At 69.4% G+C, this 14,162-nt stretch carries 12 protein-coding genes; 1 reads left to right on the top strand and 11 read right to left on the bottom strand.

The genetic code is table 11. The features are described from left to right. Positions 1-8: 8 nt before the first annotated feature. Entirely contained in the window at positions 9-2,888 is a 2,880-nt protein-coding gene (locus tag C6N40_RS10225; protein WP_106990924.1) for a ligand-binding sensor domain-containing diguanylate cyclase, read from the bottom strand. Between the two features lie 85 nt (positions 2,889-2,973). Between C6N40_RS10225 and C6N40_RS10220 the strand changes: the two genes are divergently transcribed. Further along, positions 2,974-3,726: a pyridoxine 5'-phosphate synthase gene (locus tag C6N40_RS10220; RefSeq protein WP_106990923.1), complete on the top strand. Its 753-nt coding sequence runs from the start codon at positions 2,974-2,976 to the stop codon at positions 3,724-3,726. Between the two features lie 45 nt (positions 3,727-3,771). On the opposite strand, the gene C6N40_RS10215 is transcribed toward C6N40_RS10220, so the two are convergent. From C6N40_RS10215 to gyrB, 10 genes are all read right to left on the bottom strand, one after another. Then, complete coding sequence (locus C6N40_RS10215) at positions 3,772-4,164, bottom strand: ExbD/TolR family protein (RefSeq protein WP_106990922.1); 393 nt, start codon at positions 4,162-4,164, stop codon at positions 3,772-3,774. Between the two features lie 146 nt (positions 4,165-4,310). After that, the gene (locus tag C6N40_RS10210) at positions 4,311-4,742 is read right to left on the bottom strand and encodes an ExbD/TolR family protein (protein WP_106990921.1); all 432 of its coding nucleotides are present in this window, start codon (positions 4,740-4,742) and stop codon (positions 4,311-4,313) included. Between the two features lie 12 nt (positions 4,743-4,754). Continuing rightward, a complete protein-coding gene (locus C6N40_RS10205) occupies positions 4,755-5,168 on the bottom strand; it encodes an ExbD/TolR family protein (RefSeq protein ID WP_106990920.1) in 414 nt (137 codons plus the stop codon). 28 nt (positions 5,169-5,196) lie between these two features. Beyond that, a complete protein-coding gene (locus tag C6N40_RS10200) occupies positions 5,197-5,979 on the bottom strand; it encodes a MotA/TolQ/ExbB proton channel family protein (protein WP_106990919.1) in 783 nt (260 codons plus the stop codon). 53 nt (positions 5,980-6,032) lie between these two features. Continuing rightward, positions 6,033-6,692, bottom strand: a complete 660-nt coding sequence (locus C6N40_RS10195) for an energy transducer TonB (RefSeq protein ID WP_106990918.1) — start codon at positions 6,690-6,692, stop codon at positions 6,033-6,035. A gap of 109 nt (positions 6,693-6,801) precedes the next feature. Further along, positions 6,802-8,082 (bottom strand): tetratricopeptide repeat protein, encoded by a 1,281-nt coding sequence (locus C6N40_RS10190; protein ID WP_162782191.1) that lies wholly within the window; start codon positions 8,080-8,082, stop codon positions 6,802-6,804. A gap of 192 nt (positions 8,083-8,274) precedes the next feature. Then, a complete protein-coding gene (locus C6N40_RS10185; RefSeq protein WP_106990916.1) occupies positions 8,275-9,246 on the bottom strand; it encodes an alpha-L-glutamate ligase-like protein in 972 nt (323 codons plus the stop codon). Between the two features lie 3 nt (positions 9,247-9,249). Continuing rightward, positions 9,250-10,842: a UUP1 family membrane protein gene (locus tag C6N40_RS10180; protein WP_162782190.1), complete on the bottom strand. Its 1,593-nt coding sequence runs from the start codon at positions 10,840-10,842 to the stop codon at positions 9,250-9,252. Between the two features lie 70 nt (positions 10,843-10,912). Then, positions 10,913-11,716, bottom strand: a complete 804-nt coding sequence (locus C6N40_RS10175) for a CPBP family intramembrane glutamic endopeptidase (protein ID WP_106990914.1) — start codon at positions 11,714-11,716, stop codon at positions 10,913-10,915. Continuing rightward, the gene (gyrB, locus tag C6N40_RS10170) at positions 11,709-14,162 is read right to left on the bottom strand and encodes a DNA topoisomerase (ATP-hydrolyzing) subunit B (RefSeq protein ID WP_106990913.1); all 2,454 of its coding nucleotides are present in this window, start codon (positions 14,160-14,162) and stop codon (positions 11,709-11,711) included. Before gyrB ends, C6N40_RS10175 begins: the two co-directional genes overlap by 8 nt.

The raw sequence follows: 14,162 nt of genomic DNA, 5'->3' as shown, positions 1-14,162 counted from the left end.
GCCGACGCTCAGTCGGCATCGACCTCGACGCGGTTGCGGCCGGCGCGCTTGGCGGCGTAGAGCGCGGCGTCGGCGCGGCGCAGCAGGCTGTCGGGCTCGGCCTGCAGTTCCGGAACCGCACCGGCGACGCCGATGCTGACGGTCATGCCGGCGTCGCTTGCGGCGATCGCCGCGCGGATCGTCTCGGCGCGACGCGCGGCCTCGGACGGATGCACGCCCGGCAGCAGCAGGGCGAACTCCTCGCCGCCGTAGCGCGCCAGCTGTTCGCGCTGCGGGTCGTGCTGGCGCGACAGGCGCTGGGCGATGCCGCGCAGCTGCACGTCGCCCTCGAGGTGGCCGTGGGCGTCGTTGTAGGCCTTGAAGTGGTCGACGTCGATCATCAGCACGCTCAGCGGGCGACGCTGGTCCAGGCAGCGGAACCACTCGCGGCGAAGTCCGTTCTCGAGGGCGCGCCGGTTGGCGACACCGGTGAGCGCGTCTTCCGTGGCCAGTTCGGCCAGGCGCCGGTTGGCGTCCTCGAGCTCGTGCGTGCGCTCGGCAATGCGCGCCTCGAGCCGGCGGTTGTCCTCGCGGAAACGCTCGGTGCGCAGGCGCACCACCCACAGTGCGCCGAGCAGGCCAACGCCCAGCAAGGCCAGCAGGCCGAGCGCGAGCACCCACCACTGCTCGTACCAGTGCGGCAGCACCCGGAAGCGGTAGGTCATGGTCGGCGCCTGGCGTCCGGTGCCGGTGCGCGCCTGCACTTCCAGCACGTAGTCGCCGGCGGGCAGGGCGCGGATGAACAGGTCGCGATCGGCCCACTCGCCCCAGTCCGGGGTGACACCATGGAGCACGTAGCGGAACTGGGCGCCGCTCTCCATGCTGACCATGGCGAAGCGCATGGTCAGGCTGTGTCCCGGTGGCACCAGCACGGGCTGGTCGGCCTCGGAGCGGAGCGGAAGGGGCGTGGCCTTGCCCTGCGCGTCGCGGGCCAGCACCAGTTCCATCCCGAGCTGGAGCGGATGCGGCGTGACCCAGGCCTCGCCCGGGTCGTACTGCAGCAGGCCGGTCCAGGTGGCGATGCGCAGCACGCCGTCGCTGCCCATGCGCAGGTAGGAGTAACCCGCCAGGCCGCGACCGCCCGGGAACAGCGGCTGCCACTCGCGCGCGTTTGGCGGGCGGTGCCAGAGTTCGCGCGAGGTGTAGGCGTAATCGCCCAGGGCGGTTTGTTCGACGGCCAGTTCGTAGGCGCGATCGACCAGGGTCACCGGCGGCGCGAGGTCGGCGACGAAGACGTCGCCCTCGAGCCGGAAGCCTCGTTCGCCGCTGGTGGCGTGGATGCGGTCTTCGAAACGGTAGACGCTGGTGCCGAACTGCGGGTTCACCGCCAGGCCGCGGCTGTCGTCGTAGACCTGGCGACCCAGCACCTCGCCGGTCTCGGGATCGATCCGCCAGCGCTGCACGGGCCCGCGGGTGTCGCCCATCCACAGCTCGCCCTCGGCCGCCTCTTCGATGCCCGCGACGCTGATCCCGCCGAGGTCGATCGTATGGCTCGTCTGCCAGCGGCCGCCTTCCTTGCGCAGCACCATCAGGTTCGGGCCGGTGAGCGCGTACATCCGGTCGTCGCGGAAACGCGAGGGCATCAGGGCGTAGACGCCGTGGTGCGGATGCTGGAACAGGGTGCGCGGCGCGCGTGCGCCGGGGTCGAGCACCAGCAGGCCCTCGCGGACACCCATCAGCAGGCCGGCGTCGGTGGACTGCAGCGCATAGGCCTCGTACTCGGTCCAGGGCTGGCGTGCTGCGCGCGGCTGGCCGGACGGCGAGGGGTCGATGCGCTGGATGCCCTGGCTGGTCGCCAGCCACAGCGCGCCGTCATGCCATTCGAAGTCGTTGGGGTTGCCGGCGATGCCCTGGCTCTCGCCCAAGAGCGACCAGCGCGATGGCAGCGACAGTCGCAGCAGGTCATTCTCGGTGGCGACCCAGAGCCCGCCTTCGCGATCGACCGCGAGGTCGATGACGCCATAGTTGCCCAGGTCGAGGTTCTCGCGCACCGACAGTCCGGCGTCGAAGCGGATCAGCTTGCCGTCGAGCGTTCCGACCACCACCGAGCCATCCACCAGCTCGCGCGCGACGTAGGTGCGTTCGCCGTCGAGCAGCCGGCTGGCCGCGCCAGCGAGGCGTTTGACGCCAGCGTCGGTGGCAAGGTGCAGCCCGTCGCGGGCCACGAGCAGCAGCCCGTCGTCACGCTCGATCACCGCGGGCAGGGGGACGTTGGCCATGGCCTCGCCACCGGGCACGAGTTCGAAGCGTCCGTTGGCCGGATCGAAGCGGGCCAGCCCGCGACCGTGCAGTCGCGCCAGCAGCCGGCTCTGGAGCAGGTAGAAGCTGCGCACCTCTTCGCCCAGTGGCCAATGCTTCGCACGGCCGCCGTCGTAGGGCAGGAAGTACAGGCGCTGGTCGGTGCGGAACCAGACGCCTTCGTCATCGGCCATCACCTGGTAGACGAAACCGAGGTGGCGCTGGTCGCCGACCAGGCCGGCGGCGTCGAGCAGTTCCTCGTAGGCCAGCCCGCCTTCGGCGTTGGGCGCCAGCCGGCCGAAGGTGTCGTATCCGCCGACGTAGACCAGGCCGTCGCGCCCGGTGTCCAGGGCGCGTGCGGGTGAACGCCCGGGCAGGGTGGTCAGGCGCCAGTCGATGCCGTTGAAGCGCAGCACGCCTTCGGCATTGCCGGTGAACAGTTCGCCGTTGGCGGACGTAGCGAGCGCCAGGTGGCCGGGCCTTGCGCGGGTCTGCTCGGATTCGTAGCCGCGGCGCAAGGGTTCGCCCGGGACCTTCGCGGCCAGCGCCGGGCCGGCCGCCAGCCAGGAGGCGAGCAGCAGCAGGGCCAGGAGGGGTCGGAGCAGGCGCATATGCCGATTATGGCCGAAGCGGTGGCTCCCGGTCCGCGACCTGCGGCAGGTTTTCCCGCAGGCGGCGGCGCGGTAGTCTGCGCCCATGACCGTGCTCAGCGTCAACGTCAACAAGATCGCCGTCCTGCGCAACTCGCGCGGTGGCTCCGAGCCCAGCGTGACGGCCGCGGCCGAAGCGGCCCTGCGCGCCGGCGCCGGTGGCATCACCGTGCATCCGCGCCCCGACCAGCGCCATATCCGCCCGGGCGACGTGCGCGACCTAGCCCGCCTGGTGGCCGGCCGGGCCGAGTTCAACATCGAGGGCAATCCCTTCGCGCCGGCCCGGGGCGATTACCCCGGGCTGCTTGAACTGGTGCGGGAAACCCGCCCGCAGCAGGCCACCCTCGTGCCCGACGGCGACGGCCAGATCACCTCCGACCATGGTTTCGACCTGGCCCGCGACGCGGAGCGGCTGCGCCCGCTGGTGGCCGGGCTGAAGGCCTGCGGGGCGAGGGTGTCGCTGTTCATGGACGCGGGTGCGCCGGGCCTTGAGCTGGCGGCGGCGATCGGGGCCGATCGCATCGAGATCTACACCGGGCCCTACGCCGAAGCCTTCGCCGCCGGCGACCCCGCGGCGGCGCTCGCCCTGTGCGCGCGTACCGCCGCCGAAGCCCAGGCGCTGGGCCTGGGCGTGAACGCCGGACACGACCTGAGCCAGGCCAACCTCGGCGCATTCCTGCACGGCGTACCCGGCGTGCTCGAGGTGTCGATCGGCCACGCCCTGGTGGGCGAAGCGCTCTACGCCGGGCTCGATGCCACAGTGAAGGCCTACCTGGGCATCATCGCGGCCGCCGGCTGAGCCGCGGCACCGGCTCGCGCCCCGGGGATGGCCGGGGCCGTCCTGTCACTCGAGTTTTAGGTTGCTGATGCCGGCCCGATCGGCCGCGGCCAGGGCCGTGGCTGCGGTCTGGTAATCGGCGTCGGGTGCGATGGCCACCCGAAGCGCGAGCCCGGGTTCGGCCTCGCGCAGCCGGACCAGCTCGGCCTGCAGCGCACCGGGCGCGAGCGTGCGCCCGTCGAGCGCGAAGACATCACCCGGCTCCGCCGCCAGTTCCACGATCCGTGGCTCTGTCCTGGCGCGCTCGGTCGACTGCGGCAGGGCCAGCGGCAGCCGCTGGTCGAGCAGCGGCGCGGTGACCATGAAGATGATCAGCAGCACCAGCATCACGTCCACGAGCGGCGTGACATTGATGTCGGCGATGGCATTGCGGTGGGACGCAGCGGAAGCAAAAGCCATGACGCTCTCCTTCGGGGTACCCGCTTCCTTGGTACGCCGACCGTGGAAGAGCGTGCAAGCCGGCCCGGGGTCGCTGGCCAGCCGGCGATCAGGCAAAAAAAACGCCGCCCGGAGGCGGCGTTGCTGCAGGGTGCGGGAAACCGGGCTCAGCGGCGCTCCGGTTCCACGAAGGCGATCTTGGCCATGCCCGCGTTCTTGGTGCGCGAGAGGACCTTCGCCAGCGCCTCGTACTGGGCGTCCATGTCCGTCTCGATTTCGACGGTGGGCTGGCGGGTGATGTCACCGGCGGCGCGCTCGACCTCGACCTCGAGGGCGGACTGCAGCGTGGACATCGGGATGGGCGTACCGTTCCAGGTGACCGTGCCACCCGCGTCGATGCGCAGTCGGATCGGCTCGGGCGGATCCTTCGGCGGCGGCGGCGGGTTGGAGGTGCGCTGCGGCAGGTCCACCTGGATCTGGTAGGACAGCGCCGGCGCGGTCACCATGAAGATGATCAGCAGCACCAGCATCACGTCCACGAGGGGCGTGACGTTGATGTCGGCCATCGGACCGGCGCCGGAGTTCGAGGAGAAAGCCATTTTCGGTTGTCCTCAGCGCTCGGGGGTGGAGACGAAGCCCACCTTGCGGATACCCGCCTGGCGAACGTCCTGCACCACCTCGTGGATGACGGAGTACTTGGTGAAGTTGTCGGAGCGGATGTCGACCTGCGGCTGGGGCTGCTTCTGGGCCAGCACGGCCAGGCGGGCGTCGAGGATGTCGCGGGTGACCGCCTCGTCGTTCCAGTAGACCTGGCCATCCGCCGTCACCGCGAGGGTGACGGGCGGCTGGTCGATTTTCGGCTTGGTCTCGAGGGTCGCCTGGGGCAGCTCCACCTTCACCTTATGCGACATCAGCGGCGCGGTGATCATGAAGATGATCAGCAGCACCAGCATCACGTCCACGAGGGGCGTGACGTTGATGTCGGCCATCGGGCCGCCGCCACCGGAGTTGTTTGAGAAGGCCATGCCTGCGACTCCTGATTATCCGTTCGACTTAGCGCTTGCCGCCAGCGTCGCCCACGCGGGAACCGGTGGCGAAGAAGTCGTGCAGGTCGTGGGCGAAGGTGTCGAACTTGGCGTAGGTGTTGCGGTTGGCGCGGTTGAACGCGTTGTACGCAAGCACCGCCGGGATAGCGACGAACAGGCCGAGCGCGGTCATGATCAGCGCCTCGCCCACCGGGCCGGCGACGGCGTCGATGGAGGCCTGGCCGGTGGCGCCGATGCGGATCAGGGCGCCGTAGATGCCCCACACGGTGCCGAGCAGACCGACGAACGGAGCGGTCGCACCGACGGTGGCCAGCCAGGTCATGCCGTTCTCGAGCTTGGCGCTCTCGCGGGTGACGGCCTGGCGCAGGGCGCGGTCGATGAACTCCGAGCGGTTCAGGGCGTCGACCAGGCGGCTGCCTTCGTGGCGCTGGTGGTGCGCGGCGGCCTGGGCGCAGTCAAGGGCGATCTTGGAGAACGGCTCGTTGGCCGGCTGCTCTTCCATGAAGCGGATCGCGTCCTGCGCGTTCGGGGTCTCCCAGAAGGTGCGGACGACGGCGTCGGCGCGCTTGGAGATCACGGTGTTCTTGATGAAGTTGACGATCGTGTACCACCACGAGCCGAACGACATCACGACGAGCATGATGAAGACCACCCAGGAAACGGCGAACTCGCCCGGGGCGGCGGCCATCTCGGCCATCATGTGGGAGAAGCCCATCTTGGAGAGGGCGTTGGCGTTGTCGGCAGCGCCACCAGCGGTGGCAGCGACGGTGAGGAGGATGTCCTGCAGCATAAGGAGAGCCTTTCTTAAGAGTGGTTTAACCGTTTACGAGGGAACTGCTGGCGTTACCGCGGAGGCGTGAACTTGACCGGGACAAGCACCACGCCGCCAACCTTCTGGCCATTGCGCATACCCGGGTTGAACTTCCAGCGACGCGCGGCATCCATGGCCGAGCGGTCGAGGTTTCGGTTGCGGCTCGACTTCTCGACGGCCACGTCGAGCACGTTGCCGGAGGCGTCGATGGTCACGCGCAGCACGACCGTGCCACCCACGCCCGACTGGGCTTCCTTGGCCGGGTAGCGCGGCTCGTACAGCGCGCGGCCCGAGATGTCCTCGGAGGGGGCGAAGTCGGCGGGCGGGCCGGGCGGCGACGGCGGAGCCGGCGGCGGGGCCTCGATGTCGATCGGGCTCGGGTCGTCGAACACCACCGGCGGCTCTTCCGGCGGCGGCGGGATCGGCGTCGGCTTGGGCTGCTCGATGATCCGGGTGACCACCTTCGGCGGCTCCGGCGGCGGCGGCGGCGGCGGCGGGGGCGGCGGCGGCGGTTCGATGAAGGAGACCTGGGTCACCTCCTCGCGCGCCTTCTTGACCTCGGGCGGATTGACCGGCGCCATCATCAGCATGAACGCGATCGCATGCAGCGCGATGGCGAAGGCATTGCCGCCGATACGTGCCCAGCTCAGTCCCTGGGGCGAGTTGTCTTGCTTGTAGTTCTGGTCCGTCATGCGGGTGGCGGCTCGGGATCTCGGAATTCGTGCGGCTGTCAGCCGTGGCCCGCCGGGGCCCGGCGGGAACTTGTTAGCTTATACCACAGGCTTTCGGTTTACCAATCAGTCAGCGTGAAATCTGCGCGAGGGCCTTGCGGGCCGCTTCGGCCGTGGCCGGGTCCTTGGCAGCCTCGCGGTAGGCGGCCTGCGCCCCGGCGATGTTGTCCGAGTAGTACTCCGAGCGGGCAACCACCATCCAGGCGTCGCCCGGGCGGCGCAGGCCCTTGGCGATGGCCTGCTTGGCGGCGGCGATGGCCTCGGCGTTGCGGTCCTCGTTGGTCAGCACCTGCGCGAGCACCAGGTAGGTCTCGCCCGTGGTGTCGAGCGGCGCGCCCTTCTGGTAGGCGGCGATGGCGGCGTCGATCTGGTCGCTGAAGTAGAGCGACTGGCCGAGGAAGGTATAGGTGCGGGCGTCGGCCGGCAGGATGCCCTTGTCCAGGCCTTCCTGGATGACCTTGGCGGCCTCGGCCTCCTTGCCATCGAGGTTGAGGTAGATGGCGTAGAGGTTCTCGTAGTCGCGCTTCTCGGTCAGCATGCCGCGGGCGCGGGCACCCTCGAGCAGGGTGGCGGCCTTCGCGCCCTGGTCGGTCTCGGCGTAGAGCGAGGCCAGGTTGAGCAGGATGCGCTTGTCGTCCGGCGACTTGGCGTGCAGCTGCTCGGCGAGCAGCACGGCCTCGTTGTTCTGGCCGAGCTCGTTGTAGGACGCCATCAGCATCTGGATCCAGTTGCTGTCCGGCTCGCCCTCGGTCTTGAGCTCGATCGCCTTGCGGATGGCGGCGACGGCCTGGTCGTACTGGCCGGCGTTGTAATGCACGGCGCCCTTGAGGCCGTACAGCTCCGGATCCTCGGAACGGGTCTCGGTGGCGAGGCGGTTGACCATGGCCACGGCTTCCTCGGCGCGGTCTTCCTGCGCGTAGAGCGAGGCCAGCGTGTGCATCGTGGCGAAGTGGTTGTTGTTCGGCAGGGCATCGGACTCGAGCGCGCGCTCGAGGTAGTCGATCGCACGCGGGTAGTCGTCAATGCCCAAGGCGGCGTTGCCGGCGATCATCAGCGAGGCGGCGCGGTCGTAGGGCTTGGCGCGCTCGTTGCCGATGATCTTCTCGGCGAGGCTGATCGAGCCCTCCAGATCCTCGCCCCCGTTGTAGAGGTCGAACATCTTCTGCAGGTCGCGCGCCAGGCGCGGCGAGTTCTCGGCCTTGGGCGACTCGCGGGTGGCGTTCGGGTACCTGACCACTTCTTCGGTCTTGTTCCGGTCGCGGCGCGGCGTACGCGCATCGGCGTCGGGGATGGACAGCGAAGCGGTGAGCACGACGAGCGCGGTCACCTTGAGCAAGTGGGCAATCTTCATTGTGGGAACTCCTTGCCGCCGCGGCTGGCCCGCGGATGTTGGCCGATTAGGGTAACGGGGAATAGAGCAATCACTCAAGCGACGCAGTGTCCGGTTTCGCCGTGCGCCGCCGTATAGCATCCCCTTTGGCCGCAAGAATGCCGGTGGCGGGCGGCCACGATCTGAAAAAAACGTTAAGCCGTTGCCAGCCGTTCAGCCTGTGGTGGGAAAGTTGGCAATGGCGAAGTCGACCCGCTCCCCCGGGTCCCGCGACATCAGGCCCTGGTTGCGCAGGGCCTCGACCTTGTGCAGGCGCGGCTCCAGGCCGTTGCCGTTGGCCATCTGGATGGCCAGGCCGGGGCGGGCGTTGAGCTCGAGGATGAGCGGGCCGCGGTCGCGATCGAGCACGAAGTCCACGCCCACGTAGCCCAGGCCGGAGAGTTCGTAGCAGCGCGAGGCCATCTCCAGCAGCTGGCGCCAGTGCGGGATCTGCAGGCCGACGATGCTGTGTTCGGTGTCGGGATGCTCGCGGATGATCTCCGTGCCCCACACCCCGCGCTTGGTCTTGCCGGTGGGGATGTCGATGCCGACGCCGATGGCGCCCTGGTGCAGGTTGGCCTTGCCGTCGGACATGCGCGTGGGCAGGCGGATCATCGCCATCACCGGGTAGCCCATGAACACGATGATGCGGATGTCGGGCACGCCCTTGTAGCTGACGTTGTCGAAGATCGGGTCGAACTGCACGCAGTATTCGACGATCAGGTGGTCGGGCTGGCCACCGAGCGAGAACAGCCCGGACAGGCCGTTGGAGAGGTGGTGCTCGAACTCCTCGCGGGTCATCAGTGAACCGCTGGCCCGCCGGTACTTGTCGCCTCGCCGGCCGCTGATCACCAGGATGCCGTCGCCGCCCGAGCCGTGCGCCGGCTTGACCACGAAGCTGTCGCGGCCCTCGAGCTTCTTGTGCAGCTCGGCGATCTCGTGCTCCTCGCGGACCACGGCGTACAGGTCGGGCACGGGCAGGCCGGCCTTGAGCGCCAGCTTCTTGGTCAGCAGCTTGTCGTCCACGCGCGGGTAGAACTTGCGCGGGTTGTGCATCAGCACGTAATGCGCGTTGCGCTGGCCGATGCCGACCAGCCCGATCTGGCGCAGGCGCCTGGCGATCTTGAAGGGGTTGAAGAAGGCCATGGCTCAGGCCTTGGCGACGTCGTCGGCCGTCCTGGCCGCGGGCGGCGGCACGATCGGGTCGGGCTCGCGGGCCAGGGCACGGAAGCGCAGCAGCTCGTTGAGGCGGTAGCCGGAGTAGCGGCCCAGCAGAAGCGCCAGCGCGAACAGCACCAGCAGGGTTTCCGGGTACACGAACACCAGGTGCTCGAGCGCCGGCCAGGTCATCACCACGTAGGCCAGGGCGGCCACCACCAGGGTGCCGACGCCCTCGCGGATGGCGGTGCCGGCGCCACGCTCGTCCCAGGCCACCGACATGCGCTCGATGGTCATCGCCATGATCACCATCGGGAACAGCGCCACGCTCAGGCCGACCTCGAGGCCGAGCCGGTTCGACAGCACGCTCACCGCCGCCATCAGCAGCACCACCAGGATCAGGATGGCGGTCAGGCGCGGCACCAGCAGCAGGCGCAGGCGCTCGAGGTAGAAGCGCACCAGCAGGCCGAAGCCCACCACCACCACGAACAGGATGATGCCGGCCACCAGCGCCGTCTCGCGGAAGGCCAGCGCGATCAGCACCGGCATGAAGGTGCCGTAGGTCTTCACGCCGACCAGGTTGCGCAGCAGCAGCATGATGAAGGCGCCGATCGGCACCATCAGCAGGATGCGGTAGGTGTCCTGGGCCTGCAGCGGCAGGCTCAGCAGCGAGTAGTGCACGAGGTTGGCGTCCTTGACCTCGAGGCGGCGCTCCACCGTGGCCATGGCGTCGGCGAGGTTGCGGCCGATGGTGAAGCCCAGCGTGGCCTGAGTGCCGTCCTCGAGCACCAGCACCGGGCGCTCGCTGGCGCTCCAGACCATCACGTCGGCCGGCAGGCCTTCGGCGGTGGTGCGCGGGTCGATGATGTTCCACGCCAGGCCGTCGTGCACCATCAGCCAGGGCTGCAGCACGCCCTCGCCTTCGCGCGGCTCGTCGGTGAGCCTCAGGCCGTGGATGACGCGGGCCGGGATCGAACGGCGCGCCAGCAGCTGCACGGCGAACGCGGCGCGGGCCGACTCGTCGCTGCCATAGCGCTCCGCCAGCAGCGTGACCTCTTCGCTCGGGTTCTGCTCTCCGAGCCGGCGCAGCAGCTCGCGGGTGTAGGTGACGTTGTTGACCGAACCTTCGCGCACCTGCTGCAGCAGGGCGTCGGCGGCGGTGGCGTAGGGCTCCTCGAGCTCGGGCGGCGAGGGGATGACCGGTTCGAAGTCCGGCATCGCACGCTGGCGCTCGTCCGAGCGCACCACCGTGGCGCGGTAGTAGAGATCCTGTTCGCCGACCGCACGGCGGTTGGCCCACTGCACCTCGCGGCCTTCCGCGTGCGGGATCTCGTTCTTGGAATAGTTGCGCGCGACGAAGCGCTCGTTGAGCACCGTCCAGCCGGGCGTCTTGTCGGGAAGCTGCAGCGTCACCGCGTTGGCGCTGCGGCGCGGCTGGAACTCGATGTGCGCCTGCACGGTCCAGACCCGGACCTGGGTGTCGGGCTGCAGCGGGAACTCCAGCACCTTCCACTTGTAGTACATCGCCGAAAACGCGACGGCGATGATGGCCAGGGCCAGCAGGTAGAGGTGTCGCTTGCTCATAGGGTTCCCGGTTCGATGCCGGAGTTGCCGGCGGGCCGCAGGCGCGGCGCGCGCCAGTGTAACTCCGCCGTCAGGCGCCCGAGAATGCCATGGCCGCCATCGCCGTCGCATTGCAGGCGGCGTGGGCGAGCACGGCGGATGACAGCCGGCCCGTGCGCAGGTAGACGGCGCCGAAGCCCATGCCCATGCCGGTGTAGACGGCGATCAGGCCCAGCCAGTGCAGCAGCGAGTGCCCGTCGCCCTGGCCCAGCTCGTGGGTGGCGGCGAACAGCAGCGACGTGACCACCAGGCCCGCCAGCGCGCGTCCGGCCACCATGAAGCGGTGCAGCATCACCCGCCGGAACAGCAGCTCCTCGCCGAGCGGCGCCACCACCACGACCATCAGCCAGGTCAGGACCGGCGAGGCCTGCTGCAGGGCGAGGATGGGCGCGGCATTGCTGGGGGTGGCCGGGCCCTCGCCGGCCACGGCCTGCAGGCCCTGCATCGCGGCCAGGGCGATGCCCTGCACCAGCACGCCGGCGAGCACGGCCAGGGCGCTTGCACCGGCCAGCGACAGCCGCGGCGCCGGCGGCGCCAGGCGGCGCCCGCGCAGCCACCACGCAAGCAGCCCGACCACCAGCGTCGTGACGATGGCGGCCACGGTGATCTGCGGCAGTGCGGCCTGCACCAGCGCGTCGCCGTCGGCGATGGCCTGGCCGGCCGCGGACTGGCGGAAGGCCTCGATCGCCACCAGGGGCGCGATCAGGAGGGTGGAGACGATGAGGATGCCGGCCACGGCCAGCACCACGTCGAGCGCCAGGCCCGTCCAGGGGTTGGACGGGCGGGGGGCAGGCAGCGGCGGCGGCGCGCCGGGCGCCGGCGCCGGTTCAGACATCGAGGTTGGCGACACGCAGCGCGTTTTCTTCGATGAACTCGCGGCGCGGTTCCACGACGTCGCCCATCAGCGTCGAGAAGATCTGGTCGGCGGCGACGGCATCCTCGATGCGCACCTTCAGCAGGCGGCGCGTTTCCGGATTGACCGTGGTTTCCCACAGCTGCTCGGGGTTCATTTCACCCAGGCCCTTGAAGCGCTGGATCATGCGGCCCTTCTTGGCTTCCTCGAGCAGCCACTCCTGCACCTGCAGGAAGCGGGTGACCGACTGGCTGCGGTTGCCGCGGGTGATGCTGGCGCCGGGCTGCAGCAGGCCGTCGAGCGCGGCGGCCACTTCGGTGACCTGGCGCAGCTCGCCGCCCAGCAGCTGGCCCGCCGGCAGCACCTGCACGGACGTCAGGCCATGGTGGAGCTTGTGCACCAGCAGTGCGGCCGGCTGGCCGTCTTCGTTGGCCGCCTGCACGCTGAAGGTGTAGCGCGGACGACCCAGGCCGGTGGCGTTGAGGCGCGAACCGAGTTCGGCGCACCAGGCGTCGAGCGCGCCGGCCGTGGCGAACTTGTCGGCCGACAGCGGCGGCATTTCCAGCATCGCCTCGAGCACCGGCGTGTCGACGCGGTGCGCGAAACGCAGCAGCTGCTCGCGCGCGGCGGTGAAGTCGAGCAGCAGCTTTTCCAGCGCGGCGCCGGCCACCGGCGGCGCGCCCTCGGCCGGACGCAGCTCGGCGCCTTCGACGGCGTTGTTGGCGAGGTAGGCGTTGAGCGCCGCGTCGTCCTTGAGGTAGAGCTCGTTCTTGCCCTGCTTGAGCTTGTACAGCGGCGGCAGACCGATGTAGACGTGGCCGCGCTCGATCAGCTCCGGCATCTGCCGGTAGAAGAAGGTGAGCAGCAGCGTGCGGATGTGCGAGCCGTCGACGTCGGCGTCGGTCATGATGATGATGCGGTGGTAGCGCAGCTTGTCCGGGTTGTACTCGTCCTTGCCGATGCCGGTGCCGAGCGCGGTGATCAGCGTGCCGACCTCGGCGCTCGAGAGCATGCGGTCGAAGCGCGCGCGCTCGACGTTGAGGATCTTGCCGCGCAGCGGCAGCACCGCCTGGCTCTTGCGGTTGCGGCCCTGCTTGGCGGAACCACCGGCCGAGTCACCCTCGACGATGAACAGTTCGGACAGCGCCGGGTCCTTTTCCTGGCAGTCGGCGAGCTTGCCGGGCAGGCCGGCGATGTCGAGCGCGCCCTTTCGGCGGGTGAGGTCGCGCGCCTTGCGCGCGGCTTCGCGCGCACGGGCGGCGTCGACGATCTTGCCGGCGATGGCCTTGGCTTCGTTCGGGCGCTCCTGCAGGAACTCCTCGAGCTTCTGGCCGATCACCGACTCGACGGCGGGGCGCACCTCGGAGCTGACCAGCTTTTCCTTGGTCTGCGAGCTGAAGCTCGGGTCGGGCACCTTCACCGACAGCACCGCGATCATGCCTTCGCGCATGTCGTCGCCGGACATCGAGATCTTGGCCTGCTTGGCGATGCCACTATGCTCGATGTAGTTGCTGAGCGTGCGGGTGAGCGCCGCGCGGAAGCCGATCAGGTGGGTGCCGCCATCCTTCTGCGGGATGTTGTTGGTGAAGCAGAACATCGTCTCCTGGTAGGAGTCGGTCCACTGCACGGCGATCTCCACCGTGATGCCGTCCTTTTCGCCAGAAGCGGAGATAACTGTTTGATGCAGCGGGGTTTTTAGCGCCGCCAGGTGTTCCACGAAGCTGCGGATGCCGCCTTCGTACTGGAAAACGTCGTGCTTGCCCTCGCCGCGCTCGTCCACCAGCTCGATGCGCACGCCGGAGTTGAGGAAGCTCAGCTCGCGCAGGCGCTTGGCCAGGATGTCGTAGTGGAACTCGACGTCGGTGAAGATCTCGACGCTGGGCAGGAAGCGCAGCTGGGTGCCACGCTTGCTGTGCGCCGGGCCCACCACCTTGAGCGGATACACGGGCTCGCCGAGCGCGTATTCCTGCTGGTGGTGGTGGCCGTCGCGCCAGATGTCGAGCCACAGGCTCGAGCTCAGCGCGTTGACCACCGACACGCCCACGCCGTGCAGGCCGCCGGAAACCTTGTAGCTGTTGTCGTCGAACTTGCCGCCGGCGTGCAGCACGGTGAGGATCACCTCGGCCGCCGAGACGCCCTCTTCCTTGTGGATATCGACCGGGATGCCGCGACCGTTGTCGGAGACCGAGCAGGAGCCGTCGGCGTGCAGGGTGACGATGACCCGGTCGCAATGGCCGGCCAGCGCTTCGTCGATGGCGTTGTCCACGACCTCGAACACCATGTGGTGCAGGCCGGTGCCGTCGTGCACGTCACCGATGTACATGCCCGGTCGCTTGCGGACGGCCTCCAGGCCGCGCAGGACGGTGATCTTGCTGGAGTCGTAGCTCGATTCGGCGGGGGACTGGGACGGATTCGGCGTTTCGGTCAT

Source organism: Arenimonas caeni (genome assembly GCF_003024235.1).
Lineage (GTDB): Bacteria > Pseudomonadota > Gammaproteobacteria > Xanthomonadales > Xanthomonadaceae > Arenimonas > Arenimonas caeni.
This window is presented reverse-complemented; position numbering and strand designations above follow the sequence as displayed.

Bases quoted from the DNA above. Each gene is read 5' to 3' on its own strand.
- C6N40_RS10225 (WP_106990924.1), bottom strand. From the start codon at position 2,888: ATGCGCCTGCTCCGACCCCTCCTGGCCCTGCTGCTGCTCGCCTCCTGG.
- C6N40_RS10220 (WP_106990923.1), top strand. From the start codon at position 2,974: ATGACCGTGCTCAGCGTCAACGTCAACAAGATCGCCGTCCTGCGCAAC.
- C6N40_RS10215 (WP_106990922.1), bottom strand. From the start codon at position 4,164: ATGGCTTTTGCTTCCGCTGCGTCCCACCGCAATGCCATCGCCGACATC.
- C6N40_RS10210 (WP_106990921.1), bottom strand. From the start codon at position 4,742: ATGGCTTTCTCCTCGAACTCCGGCGCCGGTCCGATGGCCGACATCAAC.
- C6N40_RS10205 (WP_106990920.1), bottom strand. From the start codon at position 5,168: ATGGCCTTCTCAAACAACTCCGGTGGCGGCGGCCCGATGGCCGACATC.
- C6N40_RS10200 (WP_106990919.1), bottom strand. From the start codon at position 5,979: ATGCTGCAGGACATCCTCCTCACCGTCGCTGCCACCGCTGGTGGCGCT.
- C6N40_RS10195 (WP_106990918.1), bottom strand. From the start codon at position 6,692: ATGACGGACCAGAACTACAAGCAAGACAACTCGCCCCAGGGACTGAGC.
- C6N40_RS10190 (WP_162782191.1), bottom strand. From the start codon at position 8,082: ATGAAGATTGCCCACTTGCTCAAGGTGACCGCGCTCGTCGTGCTCACC.
- C6N40_RS10185 (WP_106990916.1), bottom strand. From the start codon at position 9,246: ATGGCCTTCTTCAACCCCTTCAAGATCGCCAGGCGCCTGCGCCAGATC.
- C6N40_RS10180 (WP_162782190.1), bottom strand. From the start codon at position 10,842: ATGAGCAAGCGACACCTCTACCTGCTGGCCCTGGCCATCATCGCCGTC.
- C6N40_RS10175 (WP_106990914.1), bottom strand. From the start codon at position 11,716: ATGTCTGAACCGGCGCCGGCGCCCGGCGCGCCGCCGCCGCTGCCTGCC.
- gyrB (WP_106990913.1), bottom strand. From the start codon at position 14,162: ATGACCGAAACGCCGAATCCGTCCCAGTCCCCCGCCGAATCGAGCTAC.